We start from the raw sequence: 18,143 nt of genomic DNA on the forward strand, positions 1-18,143 counted from the left end.
TCAGCGGCGGGCCGGCCCGGTTTCGGCCGGGCGGTTGCGGCGGATCGTGTGCATCACGAACAGCGTGATCAGCAGCGCCACCACACCACCGCCGGTCCCCGCCAGCGCCACGATCACCGGGGTCGAGCTGCGGTCGTTCGCCGGGGGCAGCTGGGCCATCTGCTGGGACGGGATCGGGGCCATGCCGCCGACCTCGGAGGGGAGGGTCGCCGTCAGCGCGGCCACCGGGTCGATCACGCCGAAGCCGACGAAGTTGTCCCGCCCGCCCGGTGCGGCCGGGTGCTGCGCCGTCTCCTTGATGCGGTTGACGATGCCCCGCCCGTCGAGGTTCGGGAACTTCGCCTTGACCAGCGCCGCCAGGCCGGCGACGTACGGCGCCGCGAAGCTGGTGCCCTGGATCTCGCTGGCCTTGTCGCCGCTTTCGAACGTCAGGTTCGCCAGGCCGTTGGAGCCTTCGGCGGGGTCGAGCGAAATGATCTTCGTGCCGGGTGCCGCGACCCCGACCCACGGGCCGTGCACGCTGAACGCGGCCACGCCGCCGGTTTCGTCGATCGCGCCCACCGACAGGACGTCGTCGGCGAACCACGGCGGCGTCACGATCGTCTTCGGCTTCTTCGCGTCGGGCTGGTCGTTCTGCGGGCAGGTGTCCGTCGCGTTGCCCGCGGCGGCGATGATCACGACGCCCTTCTCCGCCGCGAAGTGCACGGCGGCCTGGACCTGCTGCTCGCCTTCGGTGATCGACCCGGTCGCCGGACGGCAGTTGTCGACCGACATGTTGATGATGTCGGCTTCGTTGCGCTCGGCGATGCCGCGGATGATCTCGGCCAGCGTCTTCAGCGTGCCCGCGGTGCCGGCCTTCTCCAGCTGGCGCCCGCCGTTGGACTGCCCGGGCGAGGTCTGATCGCCTTCGCTGCTCCCGCCACCACCGCCGCTGGGCGGCAGCGACGATTCCGACCCGGACGGCGGGTTGGTGCTCGACGAGGGCGTGCCCCCGGTGCTGGACGACGGCGGCGGTGCCGCCGTCTCGGTGTTGGGCTCGTAGTTCTCGCTCAGCTGGCGGTAGGACACGATCGTCGCGTCCGGGGCGACGCCGACGAACCCGACCTCGGGGTTGTCCGGCTTGCCCGCGATGATCCCGGCGACCTCGGTGCCGTGGCCGTCGCAGTCCTCGAGCCCCGGCGGCTGGTTCTTCGTCGTCGGGGCGACGTAGTCACCGCCGGGCAGGAGGTTGGGCAGCCAGGGGTGCCGCGTCACGCCGGTGTCGACCACCGCGACCCGGACGCCCTTGCCCGCGCCGCCGCCGGTGGCCGCCTTGACGATGTCCTGCGCCTTGGAGATCTGCAGGTACTCCTGGCCCCACGGCCGGTTCTTGAGCACGATGTTCTCGCCGAGGCTGCGCTGCACGCAGCCCTTCGACTGCTTGTAGCTCTTGTCCGGCTTGCGCTCGTCCGGGATCAGCTTGCCCGGGTCGACCGGCGGCGGGGTCGCGAAGTAGCCGTCGGCCGCCGTCTGCGCCCACCCCGGCACCGCGATCGCCAGTGGCGACAGGACGCCGATCGTGCCGGCCAGCAAAGCCGTCGTGGTCCGCCGTGCCACTGACATCCGAGATTCACCCGATCCGGTCACTTGAAGTTCAGGTGCCGCAGGGTGGTGTAGAGGTCCATCACACCCAGGGCGAGCGGGAGCACCGACGCGATGCAGAGCGCCTCGATGATCTCCACGGTCCGGCGCAGCGGCGGCGAGAAGCGCTGGTTCGGGAAGATCACGCCGACCACGAGCGCGCCCGCGGCGAGCAGGATCAGCGCGCCGAAGACGTAGAGCAGGCGGTTCTGGGCGCTCGCCGAGACCAGCCAGCCGATGCCGATCCCGGTCGCCGAGACCAGGCCGGTGGTGAGCAGGGCGATGGCCTGGCTGCCGTTGGCGTACGCGCGGGCGCGCAGCAGCAGGACGAGCGTCGCGACGACGCCGAGGATGATCCCGAACGCGCCGGGCGCGCTCGCGGCGATCACCGCGGAGATGGCGACCGTGGCGCCGCAGCCGACCATCAGGCCGGTCATGTAGTTGTGCGCGACCGCCGTGCGGCGTTCGATCGCCCGGTAGTCGGGGAAGCCGGAGTCTTCCTTCAGCTCTTCCGCGTTGCTCGGGACGTGCGGCAGCGGCAGCTTCGCGAGCCAGATCGTGGCGCGCGGCAGGATGGAGATGCAGGCGAGGGCGACCGCGACGGTGCCGGCCGCGATGCCGGCCGCCGGGTGCGCGATGAGCGTGCCGAAGAGGAACGCCAGCGCCCCGAAGGTGCCGGCGGTGGCCGCCGCGATGAACGTCGTGATGCCGGCGCCGATGACCATGATGCAGACGGACGCGACGATGATCACGAGGACCGCGCCGAGCAGCAGGTTCGCCCGCAGGGACAGGCCGGGCACGATGTAGAAGCCGCTGACGAAGGCCAGTGGGAGGCCGCCGGCCGCGGCGATCAGCACGCCGGTCGCTTCCGCCTGGTAGCCCTTGGCGAGCGTGGCGCCGACCGCGACGCACGCGATCGCGCCGATGCCGCCCGCGATGGCCGCGCCGAGCGCGCTGCCGCCGTAGAAGGAGCCGCTCATGAACAGCGCGACGGCGGCGACGACCAGCGCCAGCCCGCCCGCGACGTGCCCGAAGCGGTTCGCCGTCTCCTTGGTCCACGGCCGGAAGCTGTCGGGGGAGGACTCGGCGATCGCGTCGACGACGTCGTCGTACAGCGGTGGCGGCGGGTTCTCGTTGCGCTTGCGCAGCTGCAGCAGCTCACCGTCGACGACGCCGAGCGAGGCCAGCGTCCGGCTCGGGTCGAGCGGCGCGTCCCCGAGCTTGGCGAGCGCCCAGCCCCCGTGGCGGGCCCCGCCGTCGGGCGACGTCTCCTTGGCCATGTCCAGCAGCATCGGCAGGAGGTCGGCCACCGCGACGTCGGCGGGCAGCGCCACGTCGATCCGCGTGGAGGGCGCGACGACCGTCACCCTGCTGAAAACTGTCGTGCCCGTAGCCACTGCACTGCCCCCGCTCGGTTGAGACTGCTCCCGGGGGAACTTATACCGGACCGCGGTGCCCGCATCACCGAACGTCCGAAATTCACCGCCGGGCCCAGCTCAGGTCACCGGTGGTCCGGGCCGCGGACGTCATGAACGGGTCGTTCATGACGTCCGGTGCGGTGAAAGGGTCGTTCACCGCGTCCGACGGGAGCGGTCGCGGCGCCGAGCAGCGGCTCCGAGTGCCGCCGGCATCCGGGCGTCCGGCGAACGCAGGTCGGCGACCGGACGGCGGCGTTACTGTCGGTGCCGCGCCGTACACTCGCCTGGCGAGGTCGGACCGGGTTCACGAGGGCGTTACGGCATCCGCCGGAATTCCGCCGCGGCGTTCGATAGGTTGATCCGCGCACCTTGCGCACCAAAGCGGTGGCAGCCATCGTCGAGTTTGAATGAGGGGTCCTTCGATGAGCACGCTGCAGTTCAAGAAGTCGCCGCGGCTGGCGGCACCGCGCCCACCGGGCGGTGAGGTGCACCTCGAGCCGCCGCCCGAGGTGCCCCGGGTCATCCCCGGGAACATCGTGATGAAGGCGCTTCCGGTCGTCATGATCGTCGCGTCGCTCGGGATGATGGTCTTCATGTTCCAGGCCAGCAACCGGAACCCGATGATGATGGCCATGGGCGGCATGATGGTCGTCGGGACGCTCGGGATGATGGCCGGCGGCGGTGGCAAGGGCGGCGGCGCCAAGCGCGCCGAGATGGACGAAGACCGCAAGGACTACCTCCGCTACCTGGGCCAGATGCGCGACCGCGCCCGTGAGGCGATGGTCGACCAGCGCGCCGCGCTCGAGTGGGTGCACCCCGACCCGCAGTCGCTGTGGTCGCTGGCCGCGAGCCGCCGGATGTGGGAGCGCCGCCAGAACGACCAGGACTTCCTGCACCTGCGCGTCGGGCGCAGCTCGCACCGCCTCGCGACGCGGCTGGTCCCGCCGCAGACCGGGCCGGTCGACGAGCTGGAGCCGATCGCCACCCTCGCGCTGCGCCGGTTCGTGCGCGCGCACTCGATCGTGCCGGACCTGCCGACCCAGATCACCCTCCGCGGGTTCGCCGCGGTGAGCATGCAGGGCGACCGGGCGCTGACCCGCGGCCTCACCCGCGCGATGCTCGCGCAGATGGTCACCTTCCACAGCCCCGACGACGTGCTGGTCGCGGTCGCCACCGCGGGCCGCGCGAAGGAGGAGTGGGAGTGGGCGAAGTGGCTGCCGCACGCCCAGCACCCCACGCTGTCGGACGGCATCGGCCAGCTCCGCATGATGGCCGGTTCGCTGGCCCAGATCGAAAACTGGCTCGACGAAGAACTCCGTGACCGCCAGCGGTTCTCCCGCAACGCCACGCCGGCGCCGGACCAGCCGCACGTCGTCATCATCATCGACGACGCCGAGGTCACCCGCGAAGAGCAGATCGTCCTCGAGGAGGGCCTGGTCGGCGTCACGCTGATCGACCTGTCCGACTCGCTGGGCAACCTCGCCGCCCGCCGCGGCCTCCGGCTCGTCGTGGAGGCCGACCGGCTCGGCGCCCGCAGCGCCGGCGGTGTCGAGTGGTTCGGCCGCCCCGACACGTTGAGCCTGGTGGAGACCGAGTCGCTGGCCCGGCTCATCTCGCCGTACCGCGTCGGCGGGGCGGCGGGCCAGGACGTCGGCGACGAAGAGCCGCTGCTGTCCAACCCGTCGCTGCTCGAACTGCTCGGCATCCCGGGCGACCCGATGACCTTCGACGTCCAGCAGGCGTGGCGGCCGCGGCCGATCCGCGACCGCTACCGCGTCCCGTTCGGCGTCGGCGAGTACGGCCAGCCGGTCGAGCTGGACATCAAGGAAGCCGCCGCCGAGGGCATGGGCCCGCACGGCCTGTGCATCGGCGCCACCGGTTCCGGCAAGTCCGAGTTCCTCCGCACCCTGGTGCTGGGCCTGCTGGCCACGCACTCGTCGAGCACGCTCAACTTCGTCCTCGTCGACTTCAAGGGTGGCGCGACGTTCATGGGCCTGGACAAGGCCCCGCACGTCTCCGCGGTCATCACCAACCTCGCGGACGAGGTCACGCTGGTCGACCGCATGAAGGACGCGCTGGCCGGCGAGATGAACCGGCGCCAGGAAGCGCTGAAGAACGGCGGCAACTTCAAGAACGTCTGGGAGTACGAGAAGGCCCGCGAGAACGGCGCGGACCTCGACCCGCTGCCCGCGCTCTTCATCGTCTGCGACGAGTTCTCCGAGCTGCTGTCGGCGAAGCCGGACTTCATCGACCTGTTCGTCGCCATCGGCCGGCTGGGCCGGTCGCTGCAGATGCACATGCTGCTCGCCTCGCAGCGCCTCGAGGAAGGCAAGCTGCGCGGCCTCGACTCGCACCTGTCGTACCGGATCGGCCTCAAGACGTTCTCGGCGGCGGAGTCCCGCGCCGCGATCGGCGTGCCGGACGCGTTCGAGCTGCCGTCGGTCCCCGGTGGTGGCTACCTGAAGTACGACACCTCGACGCTGGTGCGGTTCAAGGCGTCCTACGTCTCGGGCCCGTACCGCCCCGCCGGTCTCAAGGCGGCCGGCCCGGCGGCGACCGTGGTCCGCGCGGACAAGCGGCCGCAGCTGTTCGTCCCGGACTTCGTCGAACTGCCGAAGGAGCCGGAGCCGCAGTTCATCGAGGAAGCCCCGAAGGAAGAGCAGCGGCAGTCCGAAGAGGCGGTCGAACCCAGCGAGCTGGACGTCATCGTCTCGCGGCTGGTCGGGCAGGGCCCGCCGGCGCACGAGGTGTGGCTGCCGCCGCTGAAGGACCCGAACTCGCTCGACACGCTGCTGCCGAACCTGAACCCGACCGACGACCGCGGCCTGTCCCCGGTCGGCTTCTTCGGCAACGGGCGGCTGCAGGTGCCGCTCGGCATCATCGACCGGCCGTACGAGCAGCGGCGCGACCCGCTGTGGGCGGACTTCTCCGGTGCGTCCGGCCACGGCGTGATCGTCGGCGGCCCGCAGTCGGGCAAGTCGACCATGCTGCGGACGCTGATCATGTCGATGGCGCTCACGCACACCCCCGAGGAAGCGCAGTTCTACTGCCTCGACCTCGGTGGTGGCACGCTGACCGGGCTGGCCGACCTGCCGCACGTCGGCGGGGTCGCGGTGGCGCGGCGCGAGCCGGACAAGGCCCGCCGGATCGTCGCCGAGCTGACCACCCTGCTCACCGAGCGGGAAGGCCGGTTCGGCGCGATGGGCATCGACTCGATGACCGAGTTCCGCAACCGGAAGCGCCGCGGCGAGATCCGGCCGGACCAGGACCCGTTCGGCGACGCCTTCCTCGTCGTCGACAACTGGCGGGCCCTGCGCGACGACTTCGAAGAGCTGGAAACGACGATCACCCGGCTGGCCACGCAGGGGCTGTCCTACGGCGTGCACGTCATCGTGGCCGCCAACCGGTGGGCGGACATCCGGCCGGCGATCAAGGACATGCTGGGCACCCGGTTCGAGCTGCGCCTCGGTGACCCGACCGAGTCGGACATCGACCGCCGCGTCGCGGTCAACATCCCGGCCGGGCGGCCGGGCCGCGGCCTGACCCGCGAGAAGCTGCACATGCTGGGCGGCCTCCCGCGGATCGACGGCTCCAGCGACCCGGAGACGATCGCGGCGGGCGTGGCCGACGCGGTGGCGAAGATCAAGGGCGCCTGGCGCGGCCGCGTCGCGCCGCAGGTCCGCCTGCTGCCGGAGATGATCACCTACGAAGAGGTGCTCAAGCTCGACAGCGCGCGGGACTCGAAGCTGGTCCCGATCGGCGTCAACGAGGAAGACCTGCAGCCGATCTACCTCGACTTCAACGCCGAGCCGCACTTCTACGCGTTCGCGGACGGCGAGTCGGGCAAGACGAACCTGCTGCGGCAGATCGCCCGGGGCATCTCGGAGCGGTACACGTCGCAGGAAGCGCTCATCCTGCTCGTCGACTACCGGCGCACGATGCTCGGCTTCGTCCAGGGCGACGCGCTGCTCGGGTACGCGGTGTCGGCGAACCAGCTGGAGAGCATGGTCGGCGACGTCTTCAACTCGATGACGCGGCGCCTGCCGGGCCCGGACGTCACCCAGGAGCAGCTGAAGACGCGGTCCTGGTGGAAGGGCCCGGAGCTGTTCATCCTGGTCGACGACTACGACCTGGTGGCCACGTCGACGACCAACCCGCTGCGGAAGATCTCCGACTTCCTGCCCCAGGCGAAGGACGTCGGCCTGCACCTGGTGGTCGTGCGGCGCACCGGTGGTGCGAGCAAGGCGATGTACGACCCGATCATCGGCAAGCTCAAGGAGATCGCGGCGCCGGGCATGGTGATGAACGGTTCCCGCGACGAGGGCGCGCTGGTCGGCAACATCAAGCCGAGCGCGATGCCGCCGGGCCGGGGCAACCTGCTCACCCGGAAGAACGGCAAGCAGCTCATCCAGGTGTCGTGGATCCAGCCCGACTGAGGACGGCGGCGGGACGCCTCGCGGCGGGAGGTAGGTTCCTCCCCGTGGAGGCGCCCCGCCGGCGGGGTGTGGGGGATCGCGACGAAATGTGCGGGAGCTGCTGGTGACGGTCCGGGTTGCGGTGGACTTCGGGACATCGAGCACCTGCGTCGTCGCCTCGGTGAACGGGCGCGAGCCGCAGGTCGTGGTGATCGACGGCCAGCCGCTGATGTCGTCGGCGGTGTTCGCGGCCGCGGACGGCACCCTGTTCGTCGGCCAGGAGGCCGAGCGGCAGGCGGCCGTCGACCCGTCGCGGTACGAGCCCAACCCGAAGCGGCGGATCGACGAAGGCGAGCTGCTCCTCGGGGATAGCGTCCTGCGGGTGACCGACGTCGTGCACGCCGTCCTGGGTCGCGCGGTGGCCGAGGCGCGCCGCCTCGCCGGGGACGCCGAGATCGACCTGCTGGTGCTGACCCACCCCGCGGACTGGGGCGCGATCCGCACCCGGCTGCTGCGGCAGGCGGCGGGCGGGCTGGCGCGCGAGGTCGCGCTGGTGCCCGAGCCGGTCGCGGCGGCGGTCTACCACGCGGCGACGTTCGCACCGCAGGACGTCACGAACGATCGCACCGTCGAGTTCAGCGGCCGCCCCGGCGACGCGCTCGCGGTGCTGGACCTCGGCGGCGGCACGGTCGACGTCAGCGTGGTCCGGCGGCTGCCGCCGGAGACCGCGCGGGACCGCGCCGGCCGGCCGCAGCGCGGCGGGTTCCAGGTCCTCGCCACCCGGGGCGACCCCGGGTTCGGCGGCGCGGACATCGACCAGGCGCTGCTGGAGCACGTCGGCTCGCTGGTGGCCGCCGCGGACCCGGACGCGTGGCGCCAGCTCGTCGAGGGACGCGAGCTGGTCGACCGGCGCCGCCGGCGCGTGCTGCGCCAGGACGTCCGGGGTGCGAAGGAGACGCTTTCGCGGCACGCCTACACGGACGTGCCGATGCCGCCGCCGTTCGCCGACGCCCACGTCACCCGCGAGGACCTGGAGCGGCTGATCGCCGCGCCGCTGGGCCGCGCGGTGGAGCTGACCGTCGCGGCCATCGGCGACGCGGGGTTGCGGCCGAAGCAGCTCACGGCGATCTTCCTGGTCGGCGGGTCCAGCCGGATCCCGATGATCTCGCGGCTGGTGCACGAGCGCACCGGCGTCGTGCCGACGAGCCTCGACCAGCCCGAAACGGTCGTGGCGCGCGGTGCGCTGCGGGCGGTGCTGGTGGACCCGGACCGCACCGGCGCCCTCCCCGGCGAAACGATGGCGCGGCTCGGCGCGGTGCCGGGCGGCGCCCACAGCCCGGCGGCGCAGCGCACGGAGGTCGTCCGGCCCGGCGACGTCGCCCCGCGCCAGGCACCGGTCCCGCCGCGCACGCCGCCCGCGCCGGGCGGGTTCCCGAACCGCCAGGGGCCGCCGCCGTCGCCGCCTCACGGGCAGCCCGCGGCCCGCCCGTGGACCCCGCCCGCCGGGCAGCCCGCCCAGCCGGGCCCGCCGCCGGTGCGGTCCACGCCGGAACCGGCGGGGAAGAGCAAGCGGAAGCTGTGGGGCGTCGTCGGGATCGCGGTGGTCGTCGTGGCCGCGCTCGTCGTCGCCGGCATCTTCGTTTTCAAGAGCTCCGGGAACGACGCCGCGACCGGCCGCACGCTTTCGCAGTACGACTTCAAGTTCGTTTCGCCGGGGGACTGGGTCCAGACCGACGACCGGGTCGCCGACCGGCAGGTGGTGATCCACCCGCAGGAGTCCCGCGACGGCAACGACCTGCTCGTCGCGCAGGAATACGTGATGGACTACGACGCGACCGCCGATCCGCAGAAGCTGGTCGACGAGCTCAAGCGCAGCGCGGACGCCGACACCGAGCGCTGGAGCGCGTTCACGCCGAACCTGACCTACGCCGGCCGGACCGTGATCGGTTACCACGAAAGCAAACCGGACCGGCCGGATCTCCAGGTCGACTGGTACGTCGTGGCGAAGGGCAAGGTGCGGGTGCACATCGGCTGCCAGTACGCCACGGCCCAGCTGCGGGACCGGGTGGCCGTCGCGTGCACGCAAGCCGTGTCCACGGTCGAAATCCTCAACTGAGAGAGCACGCGGTGCCGTCCGAAGAATTCGAAAGCGCCGCGGCGTCCTTCAAGCGGACCGGGCAGGACGCGGTGACGCACGCCCGTCGCGTCGCGGGGAACGCGAAGGCGCGCAACCAGCGGCGCCGGAGCGAAAACGCCGAGCTGCTGAAGCGCAGCGGCCGGGACGCGAAGTCCGGCGACCCGACGCCCGGTGCGCTGCGCGCCGCCGCCGAACGGTTCCGCCGCGCCCGCGGCCTGGCCGTCCCGGCGGTTCCCGATCCGGTTCCTTCGCTTTCGCAACCCCCGGCCCGGACCCCTCGATCGGGTGACGAAGACGAAGACTTTTCCCAGATGCGAATCATGAAACGCGATCAGTGAGCGCGCCCGGCGGTCGCTGTGCGTGTGCTAACCCCGCTGGTAGAGAACACATTTTCGGGTGACGCTTCGCCGGGCCGGTGCGCCGGCCGAATACCCGCGGCGAGCGGTTCCCGCGGGGAGCGTTAACGCAAGCAACTACTTGCCGGCAAACCACGACAAGGGGGAACCGGGCATGGCAATGTCTGCGTCGTAGGGCCGTACAAACGAACAAGCCTGGTACGGACGACCATCAATCTTGCGAAGGGGGTTCCGGCATGACTGTCGGATTCCAGGGAACACCGGCTCAGTTCACCGAGGCCGAAGGCCGCGTCACCGAGGTGCGCGCCAGCATGGACGCCAACCTCTCGACGCTGCGCGACCGCATCGAGGCCACCCGCGCCGGCTGGCAGGGCGAGGCGCAGAAGGCGTTCGACCACGTCATGCAGCGCTTCGACGAGGACGCCCGCGGCATGAACCAGGCCCTGCAGAAGATCGCGGAGCTGCTCAAGGAAGCCGGCTCGAAATACGAGCGCTCCGAGCAGCAGCAGCAGGAGATCATGCAGGCCGTCAACCGCGGCTTCGACCGGCTCGGCTGACCCACCCCGTTCACCCAAAGACCACCTGACTTCCGCATTCTCAAAAGGAGCACACCATGCCTGATGGCGCCGGCATTGTCGTCAATTACGCCACCATCCACGCGGCCGCCGAAGACTGCAGCACCACCGGCAACGAGCTGCAGCAGGCCTTCGACCGCCTGAAGGACGACCTCAAGCCGCTGGTCACCACCTGGACCGGTGCCGCGAAGGACCAGTACGACCAGGCCCAGCGCAACTGGGACCAGAAGTTCGAAGACCTGAAGCAGGTTCTGGCGCAGATCGCCGCCGCCCTGCCGCAGATCGCCGACGGCTACCAGAGCACGGACAAGGCCGTCGAGGGCCTGTTCTGAGCCGCTAGCCCCGGAAACCACGGCGGGCCCGCACTCCGGTGCGGGGCCCGCCGTTTTCCGTTGTGCGGCGGGGAAAACTCAGTGCGGGGCGCCGACCTCGTACTCCGGCCGGTCGTTGAGCACCCGCACGGTCACCTTCTTCGCCTGCCCGCCGATCGTGACGGTGCAGTCGAAGGTCGTCCCGTTCCGGGCGGCTTCGTTCGCCGGGCACTGCGCGTCCTTCACGTCCGGCTCGCCGTAGTTCTCGTTGAGGACCTTGACCACACCGTCCTGAAGGGACTGTTGCTCGAGGACGTCCCCGCGGAACGCGCCGAGCAGCCACGCCGTTCCGCCGCCGACGACGAGCACCAGGACGGCCGCGCCCGCGATCAGCGCCGGCTTCTTGGACTTCGGCTTCTTCTCGGGCTCCGCGGCGAACGCGCCGAGCCCGCCGTACTGCGTCGGCTGGAACCCGCCGCCGTACTGCTGCCCTGGCTGACCCGGCTGCCCCGGCGCGGGTTGCGCCGGCCAGCCACCGCCGGGCGTGCCCGGCTGCTGCGGCGTCGGCTGGGACGGCGGCTGCCACGGGCCGCTGCCCGGCGCCCCGGGCTGCCACGGCCCCGAGAACGACCCGCTCGTGCCGGGCTGCTGCCCCTGGTTCCACTGGCCCGTGTAGGACCCCGTGCCCGGGTCGGCGTTCTGCTGCTGCCACTGCCCGGCGTGCGGGCCGGTCGCCTGCTGCTCGGGCTGCCAGGCGGGCTGGCCGGCCTGCTGGTTCGGCTGTGGCTGCGGTTGCCACCACTGCGGCTGCTGCTGGTCCGGCGGCTGGGTCATCGGAGCTCACCTCGGGTCGTGGTCACGCTTCAGCTGCCTTGGGCTTCGCCGAGCTTGCGGTAGAACTCGTTCATGGCCGCTCGGTCGGGCAGCACGGTGATCTGGGACGCGTCCGGCAGCTTCGGCATGTCCTGGAGGCTCGCCTTGCCGGTGAACCGGAAGTCGTACTTGAGCTCGAGGTTGTGCCCGTCGCCGGAGAACTTGGCTTCCATCCCGAACGAGACCAGGCTGCCGTCCGGGTTCAGCGTGATCGTCGCGGGGACCGGCGCCTTCTTGAGCTCCGGCCCGATCTGGTCGGTGATGCTCTTCGGCAGGATCTCGACCCGGTTCTTGACGAAGACCTCGAACGGCACGGTGACCGTCAGCGCGGTCTTGCCGTCGCCGAGGCTCTTGGCGCCGCGCACGGCCCGCTTGTCGGCCTGGTAGGCGGCGATGGTCGAGTCAGCCATCCGGCACGGCGTCAGCACGCCGCCCCAGACGCACGGCTGGACCAGCCCGGCCTCCGGCTTCGGCATCGACACCCACGCCGTCGGCGAGACGCCCTTCTGGACGTACATCGGGCCGAGGTAGGTGTACTCGACCGTGCCGTCCGCCGGCGTGTAGGTGTCGATGATCTCGTCGGGGTTCTTCTGCGAGCGGTGCCGCACCGCGCGGCTCTCCGGGCTGCCGGTGCGGGCCGACGTCACCGTGCTGTGGATCCACTTGTCGTCGAACTTGAAGTAGGCGTCCAGCGAGTTGGTGACGTCGCGCGTGTCGGTGATGGCGTCGCTCAGCTTGCCGATCACCTGCTCGAACTTGCCGCCGACGTAGTCCGCGGCGTCGTCGCCCTTCGCCAGCGCGGTGCCCGCCTTCGCCTGGCCGCAGGCGCTGACCAGGGCCAGGAGGGCACCCAGGACGAAGGTCGCCGTCGGTCGTTTCCTCATGCCGTCCCCTGCTCGCGTGTGCCGCCCGGATGGTCCCATCCTCGCGTGTCGTGGCGACGCGTGCAGGCGGTTCGGCCGGAAAACCGGGTAGAGTCCGGCTGCGCCCGGGCCGGTGGAAGCCTAGTATGGGCACTCCCACCCACCCCCGATGCACGGGCGCGGTGGACGTGGGGGTATCTTCATATGTCGTTGTGCGTTGCGGCGCATCAGCGCTAGGCCCGCACAGAACCCACACGCAATGTTGACGACGAGGTAGACCCTTGCCCACGTACAGCCCCAAGCCCGGCGACGTCACTCGTGCCTGGCACGTGATCGACGCCGAGGATGTCGTGCTCGGCCGGCTCGCGACCGAGGTCGCCACGCTGCTGCGCGGTAAGCACAAGCCGACCTACGCCCCGCACGTGGACACCGGTGACTTCGTCATCATCGTCAACGCCGAGAAGGTCGCGCTCACCGGAAACAAGCGCGAGCAGAAGTTCGCGTACCGGCACAGCGGTTACCCGGGCGGTCTGCGGAAGCGCTCGTTCGGCGAGCTGCTGGACACCAAGCCCGAGCACCTTGTCGAAAAGGTCGTCAAGGGCATGCTGCCGAAGAACAAGCTCGGCCGCGCCCAGGCGAAGAAGCTCAAGGTGTACGCAGGCCCGCAGCACCCGCACACCGCGCAGCAGCCGCAGGTGCGCGAGATCACCAAGATCGCGCAGGTCGCGCAGTGAGTGAGGAACAGTCTGTGACCAGCACCGAGACCGAGACCCCCGAGGTCGTTGAGGCCACCGAGGCGACCGAGACCGGCGCCGTGGCCACCAGCGAGACCCCGGTCGCCACCAGCGAGTCGGAGGCCGCGCCGCGGCCGTCGCGTGCCGCCGGCGGCAACGCGCAGACCGTCGGCCGCCGCAAGGAAGCCGTCGTCCGCGTGCGGGTCGTGCCCGGCACCGGGCAGTTCAAGCTCAACGGCCGCACCCTCGAGGAGTACTTCCCGAACAAGGTGCACCAGCAGCTCATCAAGGACCCGCTGGTCCTGGTCGAGAAGCCGGACTCGTTCGACATCTTCGCCAACCTGCACGGTGGCGGCGTTTCGGGCCAGGCGGGCGCGCTGCGCCTCGCGATCGCCCGTGCGCTCATCGAGGTCGACGCCGACGACCGCCCGGCCCTCAAGAAGGCCGGCTTCCTGACCCGTGACGCGCGCGCCACGGAGCGGAAGAAGTACGGCCTCAAGAAGGCCCGCAAGGCCCCGCAGTACAGCAAGCGCTGATCGCGCCCTCAGGCGCAACCCACCGGAGCGCCCATCCGTCCATCGGATGGGCGCTCCGGCGTTTTTTGGTGGATGTGTCGTTTCCGGTCTTCGGAGCGACACTCGGGGGTGGGGTTACGCGGTCCGTCAGGATCGCTAGGTTGTCGTGGTAGGTCCACAAGGAGGTCGATCGATGGCACGCCTGTTCGGTACCGACGGGGTACGTGGCCTGGCCAACGCCGAGCTGACGCCGGAGCTGGCGCTCGCGCTGGCGGCCAGCGCCGCCCGGGTGCTCGCCGCGCACGACCGCTCGCACCGGCCGGTCGCCGTCGTCGGCCGCGACCCGCGCGCCAGCGGCGAGATGCTCGAAGCCGCGGTGGTGGCGGGCCTCACGTCCGCCGGGGCCGACGTCCGCCTCGTCGGCGTCCTTCCCACGCCCGCGGTCGCGTACCTGGTCGGCGCGCTCGAAGCCGACCTCGGCGTGATGATCTCCGCGTCGCACAACCCGATGCCGGACAACGGCATCAAGCTCTTCGCCGCGGGCGGGCACAAGCTCCCCGACGGCATCGAGGACGAGATCGAGGCCGGCCTCTCCGCCGGCGCGGTCCGCCCGACCGGCATCGGCGTCGGGCGCGTCACCGCCGTCGAGGACGCGCTCGACCGCTACGCCGCCCACCTGCTGAGCGCGACCCCGCACTCGCTCGCCGGGCTGAAGGTCGTCGTCGACTGCGCGAACGGTGCGTCGTCGGGCGCCGCGCCCGAGGTCTACCGCCGGGCGGGCGCCGAGGTCGTGGCGCTGCACGCCGACCCGGACGGCGTCAACATCAACGAGCACTGCGGCTCCAACCACCCCGAGAAGCTGCGCGAGGCGGTCGTCGCGCACGCCGCCGACCTCGGCATCGCGCACGACGGCGACGCCGACCGCTGCGTGGCCGTCGACTCCGCCGGCGAGCTCGTCGACGGCGACCAGATCATGGCGGTGCTGGCGCTCGCGCTGGCCGACGCCGGTGAGCTGACCAAGGACACCCTGGTCGCGACCGTGATGAGCAACCTGGGCCTGCACCTGGCGATGAAGGCCAACGGCGTCAACGTCGTGACGACGGCGGTCGGCGACCGGTACGTCCTCGAGGAGCTCCGCGCCAGCGGTCTCGCCCTCGGCGGCGAGCAGTCCGGCCACGTCGTGCTCCCGGCCCACGCCACCACCGGCGACGGCCTGCTGACCGCGTTGCGCCTGATGAGCCGCATGGCCGAGACGGGCAAGTCCCTCGCCGACCTCGCGGCCGTGATGAACCGGCTGCCGCAGGTGCTGGTGAACGTCCCGGTCGCGGACAAGGCGGCGGTCGCCGGCTCCACCGAGGTCCGCGACGCCGTCGGCGCGGTCGAAGCCGAGCTGGGCGAGGAGGGCCGGGTGCTGCTGCGCCCGTCCGGTACCGAGCAGCTGGTCCGCGTGATGGTCGAGGCCCCGGCCCAGGCCACCGCCCAGGCGGCGGCCGACCGGCTGGCCGGCGTGGTCTCCGCGGTCTCGTAACCGGTCGGGAGCGGGAAACAGCGTTCTAACCCTGTTTCCCACTCACGACCACGTGCGCCGAGGCCAGGCCGTGGAACACCGGGTGGGTCTTCCAGACCACGTCGGTGACTTCGCAGCCGGCGGTGAGCAGCTTCGCCAGCGCTCCCAGCGCGGCCTCGCCCTCGGCCAGCGCGACGGCCGAACCCGGGCACGCGTGGCGCCCGAGCCCGAACGGCAGGCCGTCGGCCAGCGAGATCGCGACCGGGCCGCCGGCGCCGAAGCGCAGGACGTACCGGGCCGGGCAGATCGCCGCCACCAGCTCGCGCACGGACTTGGGTCCCGAAGTGGCCAGCGCCAGCCCGGCGCAGGCCAGGAAGTTGAGCGAGTTCTCGTAGGCGGCGTGCGCGAGCACGACCGGGGTGAACGCCAGCTCGTCCTCGTCCAGCCGCCCGGCCGCGTGCGCGTCCCGCAGCGCCGTCAGCCCGCCGGGCCCGGCCGGGGCGCGGCCGAGCTGCACCGCGAGCCGGAACGCGGCCGCCTGCCCGGCCCGGTCCGTGCCGCCGAAGACGTCGAGGTTCGCCGTCGTCGCCGCCAGCCGGTCCAGGAAGCCGTCGTCGAGAGCGATGCCCAGCACCGCCGACGTCACCGCGCCCGCGACCGGCCGCGCGAAGTCGCGCACCAGGTCGAACGCCGGGCCCAGCCCGGCCACCACGGCCTCGATCCGGGCGAGCACCGGCGCCGGCAGCGGCTCCAGCCCGGCGATGATCTCCCGCAGCACCCCGCGCAGCCGGGTGTGGTCCTCGCCGTCGCGCAGCAGCACGCTGGGCGAGCCGCCACCCGGATCCGACGTGAGGTCCGGTGAGCGCAGTGCCCGCGCGCTCGCGTCGCGTCCGGTGACGACGCCGATCCCGTGCTCTTCGAACTGGTCCATCGCCCGCCCACGGTAGGGCAGGATGGGGCCGTGCCGCCCGCAGCCGTCCCGGACGAGGTCCTGGCCACGCCGTTCACGGACTACCTGCTCCGCAACGCCGCCGAAGACCGCCCGGCCTTCACGTGCCTGACCTTCCCCGGCCCGGCCGAGCACACGCTGAGCTGGCCCCAGGTGCTCGCGCGCGTCCGCGGTGTCGCCCGCGAGTTGCGGCGCCACACCCGGCCGGGTGATCGCGTGGCGATCGTCGCCCGCCAGGACCTCGAGTACGTCGTCGCCTTCCTCGGCACGCTCTACGCGGGGCTCGTCGCGATGCCGCTGTCGGTCCCGACCGGCCGCACCCACGGCGCCCGGATCGAGTCGGCCTTCGCCGACGCCCGGCCGTCGGTGTGCCTGACCTCGAAGAACCTGCTGGAGAAGACCGCCTCGCTGGCCGGACGGCCCGACGTCGTGCTCGCGATCGAGGACATCGGGCCCGACGACGCCGAGCCGCCCGCCGCGGTGGCGATGTCCGACCCGGCCTACCTGCAGTACACGTCGGGCTCGACGCGCCGCCCGGCCGGTGCGGTGATCTCGCACCGCGCGCTGGTGGCCAGCTGCTGGCAGACCACCCGTTGCTACCACGCCGACGCGTCGACCCCGCTGGCCGGCTGGGTCCCGTTCTTCCACGACATGGGGCTGGTCCTGCTCATCGGCACGCCGGTCTTCCTCGGTTCGCGGTCGGTGTTCTTCACGCCGATGGAGTTCGTGCGCGACCCGCTGCGCTGGATCCGCCTGCTGGCCGAGCACCCGGGTGCGGTGACGGCCGCGCCGAACTTCGCCTTCGACCTGGCCGCCGAGGCGGCGGGGGACCTGGAACCCGTCGACCTCTCGCACGTGAACTCGGTGCTCAACGGCAGCGAGCCGGTCCGCGCGGCCACCGTCGCGGCGTTCGAGCGGGCGTTCGCGCCGTTCGGGCTGCCGCGCGCGGCGCACAAGCCGTGCTACGGGCTGGCCGAGGCCACGGTCTTCGTCACGAGCACCGGTGCCGAGGGCCCGACCGTGTCGACGTCCGGCCTGGTGTCCGCGGGGCGCCCGTACGGCCAGCGGATCCGCATCGTCGACCAGGGGACCGGTGCGCTCCGAGCGGACGGGGAGGTCGGCGAGATCCAGGTGTCCGGCCCGAACGTCGCCGACCGCTACTGGGGCCAGGACGGTCCCTTGGCGACCGGCGGCTGGCTGGCCACCGGCGACCTCGGCTTCGTCCGCGAAGGGCTGCTGTACGTCACCGGCCGGCTCAAGGACCTGATCATCGTCGACGGCCGCAACCACTACCCGCAGGACATCGAAGCCACGGTCGAGGCCGCGCACCCGGCCGTCCGGTCCGGCCGGGTCGCCGCGTTCGCCGTCCAGGAGGCGGGCGGCGAAGGGGTCGCGGTCGTGGCCGGCTGCACGGCGCCGGACGAATCCGTGGCGAAGGCCGTGCGGCGGGCCGTCTCGGCGGGGCACGACCTGCCGCTGCGCGCGCTGTGGCTGGTTCCCCCGGGCGCGGTGCCGCGCACCTCCAGCGGCAAGGTGGCCCGGGCCGCGGCCCGCGACCGCTGGTGGGGCGAGAATGGGCGGCATGGCTGACCCGGGTACCTACGTCGACGAGATCAAGCGGACCATCTGCTTCGCGCTCGAGATCCCGCCGGAGCGGCTGACGGACTCGACGCCGTTCGACGAGCTCGGCATGACGTCCCGGCAGCGGATCCAGCTGCTCGCCCGCGTCGAAGTGACGTACGGCGTTTCGGTCGACCTCGACGAGCTCGACCGGCTGGTGGACGTCCGCGGCGTCGCCGAGGTGATCTCCGAGGCGGTCGACGCGCAACGCCCGACCGGGTGAGGGCAGTTCGGTTGAAGCCCAGGTAGA

The 18,143-nt window shown here is 71.9% G+C and carries 15 protein-coding genes; 10 read left to right on the forward strand and 5 right to left on the reverse strand.

The window, feature by feature from the left end:
- Both AB5J73_RS15805 and eccD read right to left on the reverse strand, forming a co-directional pair.
- Positions 1-1,602, reverse strand: a complete 1,602-nt coding sequence (locus AB5J73_RS15805; RefSeq protein WP_370970430.1) for a S8 family serine peptidase — start codon at positions 1,600-1,602, stop codon at positions 1-3.
- Positions 1,603-1,622: 20 nt separating this feature from the next.
- Entirely contained in the window at positions 1,623-2,987 is a 1,365-nt protein-coding gene (eccD, locus tag AB5J73_RS15810) for a type VII secretion integral membrane protein EccD (protein ID WP_370970431.1), read from the reverse strand.
- 473 nt (positions 2,988-3,460) lie between these two features.
- Between eccD and eccCa the strand changes: the two genes are divergently transcribed.
- The 5 genes from eccCa to AB5J73_RS15835 all read left to right on the forward strand — a co-directional run bounded on the left by eccCa (position 3,461) and on the right by AB5J73_RS15835 (position 10,853).
- The gene (gene eccCa / locus AB5J73_RS15815) at positions 3,461-7,474 is read left to right on the forward strand and encodes a type VII secretion protein EccCa (protein WP_370970432.1); all 4,014 of its coding nucleotides are present in this window, start codon (positions 3,461-3,463) and stop codon (positions 7,472-7,474) included.
- A 103-nt stretch (positions 7,475-7,577) separates the two neighbouring features.
- On the forward strand, positions 7,578-9,569 hold the full coding sequence (locus AB5J73_RS15820; RefSeq protein WP_370970433.1) for a type VII secretion-associated protein: 1,992 nt from the start codon (positions 7,578-7,580) through the stop codon (positions 9,567-9,569).
- A gap of 11 nt (positions 9,570-9,580) precedes the next feature.
- Positions 9,581-9,928: a hypothetical protein gene (locus tag AB5J73_RS15825; protein WP_370970434.1), complete on the forward strand. Its 348-nt coding sequence runs from the start codon at positions 9,581-9,583 to the stop codon at positions 9,926-9,928.
- Between the two features lie 254 nt (positions 9,929-10,182).
- Positions 10,183-10,503 (forward strand): WXG100 family type VII secretion target, encoded by a 321-nt coding sequence (locus AB5J73_RS15830; protein ID WP_290058923.1) that lies wholly within the window; start codon positions 10,183-10,185, stop codon positions 10,501-10,503.
- A 56-nt stretch (positions 10,504-10,559) separates the two neighbouring features.
- Positions 10,560-10,853: a WXG100 family type VII secretion target gene (locus AB5J73_RS15835; protein ID WP_086857634.1), complete on the forward strand. Its 294-nt coding sequence runs from the start codon at positions 10,560-10,562 to the stop codon at positions 10,851-10,853.
- A 78-nt stretch (positions 10,854-10,931) separates the two neighbouring features.
- Here the strand turns inward: AB5J73_RS15835 and AB5J73_RS15840 are convergent, their stop codons facing one another.
- Together AB5J73_RS15840 and AB5J73_RS15845 are read right to left on the reverse strand one after the other, a co-directional pair.
- On the reverse strand, positions 10,932-11,666 hold the full coding sequence (locus AB5J73_RS15840) for a DUF4333 domain-containing protein (protein ID WP_370970435.1): 735 nt from the start codon (positions 11,664-11,666) through the stop codon (positions 10,932-10,934).
- Between the two features lie 29 nt (positions 11,667-11,695).
- Positions 11,696-12,589: a hypothetical protein gene (locus tag AB5J73_RS15845; RefSeq protein ID WP_370970436.1), complete on the reverse strand. Its 894-nt coding sequence runs from the start codon at positions 12,587-12,589 to the stop codon at positions 11,696-11,698.
- Positions 12,590-12,849: 260 nt separating this feature from the next.
- Between AB5J73_RS15845 and rplM the strand changes: the two genes are divergently transcribed.
- The 3 genes from rplM (at position 12,850) to glmM (ending at position 15,345) form a co-directional block, all read left to right on the forward strand.
- Positions 12,850-13,302, forward strand: coding sequence for a 50S ribosomal protein L13 (gene rplM, locus AB5J73_RS15850; protein ID WP_086857631.1), 453 nt, complete (start codon positions 12,850-12,852; stop codon positions 13,300-13,302).
- Between the two features lie 14 nt (positions 13,303-13,316).
- Positions 13,317-13,838 (forward strand): 30S ribosomal protein S9, encoded by a 522-nt coding sequence (rpsI, locus tag AB5J73_RS15855; RefSeq protein WP_086857630.1) that lies wholly within the window; start codon positions 13,317-13,319, stop codon positions 13,836-13,838.
- A gap of 172 nt (positions 13,839-14,010) precedes the next feature.
- Entirely contained in the window at positions 14,011-15,345 is a 1,335-nt protein-coding gene (glmM, locus tag AB5J73_RS15860) for a phosphoglucosamine mutase (protein ID WP_370970437.1), read from the forward strand.
- Positions 15,346-15,370: 25 nt separating this feature from the next.
- Here the strand turns inward: glmM and AB5J73_RS15865 are convergent, their stop codons facing one another.
- Entirely contained in the window at positions 15,371-16,255 is an 885-nt protein-coding gene (locus AB5J73_RS15865) for a cytochrome P450 (RefSeq protein WP_370970438.1), read from the reverse strand.
- A 30-nt stretch (positions 16,256-16,285) separates the two neighbouring features.
- Between AB5J73_RS15865 and AB5J73_RS15870 the strand changes: the two genes are divergently transcribed.
- Together AB5J73_RS15870 and AB5J73_RS15875 are read left to right on the forward strand one after the other, a co-directional pair.
- A complete protein-coding gene (locus tag AB5J73_RS15870) occupies positions 16,286-17,863 on the forward strand; it encodes a fatty acyl-AMP ligase (protein ID WP_370970439.1) in 1,578 nt (525 codons plus the stop codon).
- Positions 17,856-18,116, forward strand: a complete 261-nt coding sequence (locus AB5J73_RS15875) for an acyl carrier protein (protein ID WP_370970440.1) — start codon at positions 17,856-17,858, stop codon at positions 18,114-18,116. The genes AB5J73_RS15870 and AB5J73_RS15875 overlap by 8 nt, the downstream gene beginning before the upstream one ends.
- Positions 18,117-18,143 lie beyond the last annotated feature (27 nt).

This window comes from Amycolatopsis sp. cg9, from assembly GCF_041346945.1.
Classification (GTDB): domain Bacteria; phylum Actinomycetota; class Actinomycetes; order Mycobacteriales; family Pseudonocardiaceae; genus Amycolatopsis.

Bases quoted from the DNA above. Each gene is read 5' to 3' on its own strand.
- AB5J73_RS15805 (WP_370970430.1), bottom strand. From the start codon at position 1,602: ATGTCAGTGGCACGGCGGACCACGACGGCTTTGCTGGCCGGCACGATC.
- eccCa (WP_370970432.1), top strand. From the start codon at position 3,461: ATGAGCACGCTGCAGTTCAAGAAGTCGCCGCGGCTGGCGGCACCGCGC.
- AB5J73_RS15830 (WP_290058923.1), top strand. From the start codon at position 10,183: ATGACTGTCGGATTCCAGGGAACACCGGCTCAGTTCACCGAGGCCGAA.
- AB5J73_RS15835 (WP_086857634.1), top strand. From the start codon at position 10,560: ATGCCTGATGGCGCCGGCATTGTCGTCAATTACGCCACCATCCACGCG.
- AB5J73_RS15840 (WP_370970435.1), bottom strand. From the start codon at position 11,666: ATGACCCAGCCGCCGGACCAGCAGCAGCCGCAGTGGTGGCAACCGCAG.
- AB5J73_RS15845 (WP_370970436.1), bottom strand. From the start codon at position 12,589: ATGAGGAAACGACCGACGGCGACCTTCGTCCTGGGTGCCCTCCTGGCC.
- glmM (WP_370970437.1), top strand. From the start codon at position 14,011: ATGGCACGCCTGTTCGGTACCGACGGGGTACGTGGCCTGGCCAACGCC.
- AB5J73_RS15865 (WP_370970438.1), bottom strand. From the start codon at position 16,255: ATGGACCAGTTCGAAGAGCACGGGATCGGCGTCGTCACCGGACGCGAC.
- AB5J73_RS15875 (WP_370970440.1), top strand. From the start codon at position 17,856: ATGGCTGACCCGGGTACCTACGTCGACGAGATCAAGCGGACCATCTGC.